Origin of the sequence: Acinetobacter brisouii, assembly GCF_008993995.1 — a bacterium.
Lineage (GTDB): Bacteria > Pseudomonadota > Gammaproteobacteria > Pseudomonadales > Moraxellaceae > Acinetobacter > Acinetobacter brisouii_A.
In genome coordinates this window covers 1-4698 of the sequence record NZ_BKNN01000116.1, presented here as the reverse complement: position 1 = coordinate 4698, position 4698 = coordinate 1, and the positions used below count along the sequence as shown (strand labels likewise).

Annotated in this window: 5 protein-coding genes; 4 read left to right on the top strand and 1 reads right to left on the bottom strand. The window is 34.0% G+C overall.

Going from position 1 to position 4698, the window contains the following annotated elements; all coding sequences use genetic code 11:
- Positions 1 to 624, top strand: a 624-nt coding sequence (locus tag GBN19_RS14705; protein ID WP_151778635.1) for a DUF805 domain-containing protein, incomplete at its 5' end; no start/stop codon positions are given.
- 418 nt (positions 625 to 1042) lie between these two features.
- Here GBN19_RS14705 and repM read toward each other — a convergent pair.
- A complete protein-coding gene (gene repM, locus GBN19_RS14700) occupies positions 1043 to 1954 on the bottom strand; it encodes a replication initiation protein RepM (RefSeq protein WP_151778634.1) in 912 nt (303 codons plus the stop codon).
- Positions 1955 to 2336: 382 nt separating this feature from the next.
- Between repM and GBN19_RS14695 the strand changes: the two genes are divergently transcribed.
- From GBN19_RS14695 to GBN19_RS14685, 3 genes are all read left to right on the top strand, one after another.
- The gene (locus tag GBN19_RS14695) at positions 2337 to 2966 is read left to right on the top strand and encodes an AAA family ATPase (RefSeq protein ID WP_151778633.1); all 630 of its coding nucleotides are present in this window, start codon (positions 2337 to 2339) and stop codon (positions 2964 to 2966) included.
- Positions 2963 to 3205, top strand: a complete 243-nt coding sequence (locus GBN19_RS14690; RefSeq protein WP_151778632.1) for a hypothetical protein — start codon at positions 2963 to 2965, stop codon at positions 3203 to 3205. The genes GBN19_RS14695 and GBN19_RS14690 overlap by 4 nt, the downstream gene beginning before the upstream one ends.
- 107 nt (positions 3206 to 3312) lie before the next feature.
- Positions 3313 to 4245 carry an IS5-like element ISAha2 family transposase gene (locus GBN19_RS14685; protein WP_001040037.1) on the top strand — a complete coding sequence of 311 codons (933 nt, stop codon included), beginning with the start codon at positions 3313 to 3315 and terminating at the stop codon, positions 4243 to 4245.
- Positions 4246 to 4698: the final 453 nt, after the last annotated feature.

Here is a 4698-nt window from a genome sequence, read left to right as displayed (position 1 = left end):
ATGAAGGGTACATTATTAGATTTTAGTATTCAAACAAATGAAGGGATTATTACTGGTCAAGATAATAATCGATATAAATTTTCTGGTGCTGAGTGGAAAGAAAATGTTTCACCAAGCCGCGGACAGCAAGTCGATTTTGATGTTAATCAATCAGGTCAGGCTGTTGGTATTTATATTGAGATTGAGCATCCAGCTCAAACACCAGTAAAGAAAGCATTTTCGGCCGCGGCTGGTACAACTGCTCAATTCAAAGATGAAGAAAATTATAATCTTCTCGATTGGTCAATCAAGTGCATGCGTAAGTATGTCGATTTCTCCGGTCGTGCAAGACGTAAAGAGTATTGGTACTTTTATCTGTTCCAGATTCTCATCAACTTAGGACTTTTAATAATTGCTGCAATTCTTGGTTTTAGTGAAGAAGGAATTAATGATCTTTCTATCCTAGTATCATTAGTTTTTTTATTACCAAACCTATCTGCTTGTGCACGTCGATTGCATGATGTAAATCGCTCAGGGTGGTGGATGCTTATTTCAGTAACGGTTATTGGACTTATTCCGCTATTTATTTGGTTGGTTTCAGAAACAAAACCAGAAACTAATCAATGGGGACAACCTGCAAAATAATTGAATTCAAGGCTCTCCATTCAGTTTGAGAGCCTTTATTCATTTGTTGGCTCAAAATGTAATTCGACATATCAATGAGTCCACTATCTAAATTAATCTAGATTTGACAAAATTCATTCAAGAATGCAACAGATTTTTAAATGTAGACTTATTCGAATTTAAACAGTAATCCGCAAATAGCTAGGTAAGTCCAAAAGCTTTTAAGCAGAAATATTTTAAGAATTTAGAGGGATCTACTATCCATGATACTGTCTAGGAACAGTCGCTATACGCTTTGGTATAAGTACAACTTCTATTGTTGAAATAGGATTACTATATTATCAAATTATTGATACTGTAACAAAAATTAGTTTTATATTGAAACTAATTTGGTTTTATATTGAAACTAATTTGGTTTTATATTGAAACTAATTTGGTTTTATATTGAAACCTCAAAACCTAGTTCTTTAAGTACATCAGCATACTTCCTCACGTTCTTGACGTCTTGCAACTCAATATAAAGTCTTTTTTCAAGGTCTTCATAGCTTTCACCTACAGCCGCTCTCTGACTTGCAAATGGGTCATAATGAGAGAGCTTATTTGCAAAGAGCCTGATTTGCTTATCAGTGAGTTTCTTGGTGAATTCATGATCTTTAATTTTCTTTGGGTTAAATGAAAAAGAGAAACCTATAATATTCCTACCTGATTTATGCTGCTCATAGGTTGCAACAATATCCGTTTTCTCATTAATTTGGGTTAAAGCGGCATCTAATACTTTCTTCTTGAAGTTACTCATGATCTTATATTCATCAGTACCTAATCCTAACTTGAAACGAAAATCATCAACTAAAAAAACTGGAGTTTTACCAATACTACGCCATTGGATTAACAACTCATAAAGGCGGATTGCATACTTGCTGCTTAACGAGCTTATTTGCTTGAGCTCATACGAAGTAAAAGACTGCTCTAATTGTGTAATTAAAGGGATAACATCTGGAGCAAAAACCAATTCAAGAATACCTGCTGAATCAACATAGGCTATTTTTGAAACCCAGCGTGATTTAACGATCTTTTCTTTTTGAGTGGACTCATGAATACCCTTGTAGCTGAATTTGCGCTCAAATAGGCTATTAGCCGCATTCTTTAACGCTTCATAGGCTGCATGCCTATCTACATTGAATTGCTTCATATAGTGCTGCGCATGAACTTCTAAGGTGCTATTAGCATCAACCTCTTTACTTACTTCTCTCGCTTTTACTATCGCCAAAAGAATTAGACGTTGCTCTGTGGTATCAAGATTGTAGCTTGCATTAATTAAGGCATTGTCTTTTACAACTAACTCTTTTGTCACAATGGCTTTCCTAATTATTATTACCAATAACTATACTAAAACAATTCATGTATGTAAATGGTGGGAAAAGGTATCGGTATTGGTGGGAAAAGGTATCGGTATTGGTGGGAAAAGGTATCGGTATAACCTCTGAAAGCCTTTGTATGTAAGGCTTTCAGCTTGTCTAAAAATATTAAAAATAAAAATATTAAAAATAAAAAAGGATATTTTTGAAAAATTCAAAAAATAAATTTCAAAGAATTAAAGAAATAGTAGAAGAATAATTAAACTGGAGGGAAAAGGTATCGATATGGATGATCTAATAACTATTAAAAAATAACTCTTTACTTGATTTCATTATGAAACTATATTTATTCTAATTTAGTTCTAAATTAAACCTAAAATGATTATACTAATTGGAAGTCAAAAAGGCGGATGTGGAAAATCAACAATAGCTATAAATATAGCTGCTTATCTTGCCAAACATAAAAAAGATATTGTACTCGTTGATGCAGATCCACAGCAAAGTTCAGCTAACTGGGTAAAAGATCGTGATGAAACAGATTTACCTAAAGTACATTGTGTTCAGCGTTATGGTGACATCAAAAATACTTTAAAAGACTTAGATAATCGCTATGATTATGTAATTGTTGATGTTGCTGGTCATGATAGTAAAGAACTTAGAACAGCAATGTTGACTGCTCATTACTTAGTTGTTCCATTTAGGCCTTCACAGTTCGATCTTGATACTTTGCCTCATCTTTCTGAAGTAATTGATCAAGCCAAATCTTTTAATGAAGAACTCAAATCATTCGGTTTACTTACTTTAGCTCCAACAAATCCATCAGTGTCTGAAGTACAGCAAGCAAATGAGTATCTAGCAGATTTCCCATTGTTCACAGCTTTAGCATCAGTGATTCATGATCGTAAAGTTTATCGTGATGTCACAACTGAAGGAAAAGCTGTGATTGAATCAAATAATCCAAAAGCAATAGAAGAATTTGATTCCTTTATGAAGGAGCTTTTAGCATGATTAAGAAAAGGGAAATTGCGAACTCTTCATCTCCTGACATGGATGCATTCATCAATGGTGCTAATGAACAGACCATCCAAAAACTGGATCCTAAAGCACCTAGAAAATTTAAGACACATACCATTCCAATGAATGAACATGAGTATCAATTATTGACTGAGTTAGCTGAGAAGTACGGTCAAACACATAATGGAATTATTAGATTTGCATTAAAGAAGTTAAGTGAAAAAAATAACTAAAATGAAACTTATTTGAAACTATTTTAGTTTTAATTTGAAGCTTAATTTCATGTGGCTTTGTTGCACAAACCTAGCCTATAAGGTTTATTCAGTCCTATAATTTCAAAATGAATAAACCTACTCCTAAAACTTATCGTACAACCAACTGGTCTTCCTATAATCGCGCTCTCATTAATCGGGGCAACATTTCCATTTGGTTTGATCCAAACACTCAGTGGTATGCACAACCACAAAACAAGCAAGGTCGAAATCAAACTTACTCCGATACGGCTATTCAATGCTGTTTAATGATCAAATCTTTATTTAGACTCTCTTTACGCATGGTCACAGGTTTTGTTCAAAGTCTGATTAAACTTTGTGGATTAAATTGGACCGCACCAGATTACAGTACGCTTTGTCGAAGACAAAAACATATTGATATTGCGATTAGCTATCAAAAAAGTAGTGATGGGCTACATCTACTCGTCGACTCAACTGGCTTAAAGTTTCTAGGTGAAGGTGAGTGGAAACGTAAGAAACATGGACCTGAATATCGTCGCCAATGGCGTAAGCTTCATATTGGCATCGATGCTGAAACCTTGCAAATACGTGCAGTACAGCTTACTACAAATAATGTGAGCGATTCGCAAGTACTCGGTGATTTACTTGCTCAAATTCCCTTAGATGAACGAATTGATTCGGTCTATACCGATGGTGCTTATGACACGAAGCACTGCAGACAAGTCATTCTAGATCGAGATGCACATGCGCTCATTCCGCCAAGAAAAAATGCAAAACCATGGAAAGATCAGAAATTGAGATCTTTAGAGCGGAATGAGTTACTGAAAACAGTTAAACGTTTAGGAAGAACGCTTTGGAAAAAATGGTCTGGTTATCATCGTCGAAGTTTAGTTGAAACCAAGATGCATTGCATCAAACTATTAGGTGATAAATTAACAGCAAGGAGTTTTTCTAGTCAGGTGAATGAGATTCATGCACGCATAGCCGTATTGAACAAATTTACAGAATTAGGTCGTCCTCATACCCAAGTTGTCACTTGAATTCTGTTCAAATGAGCAGAGTGTTATCTTTTAAATCTTTGTGCAACAAAGCCTCTCCCTATGGGAGAAAAATAAAGAGGGTGTAGGTAATTATAAAAGAAGCCTATTGCATCAAATGATTAGACGATTAAGCGGTCAGCTATTATTTTAAACAGATCATCTATATCGCCTCATTAGATCATATGGTGTTTCAAATGTTTCATACCATTTAAATTAATTATATTTTTGAAATAAAAATGAAACTTAAAATCAAATAAGAGATGAATATTTTTTATTTAAATAATTGATAATTAATGATTAAAAATAAATTTAACAAGCTGGCATCAAATTTGCGTTATCTATTGTAAGAAATTCAATGAACGATCAGTGGTAGATATGATTCAAGGTGAATTTTGACATTCAATGACAGATCTATTTTTCTTACAGGGAGATGCATATTTAATGTCTTTTATA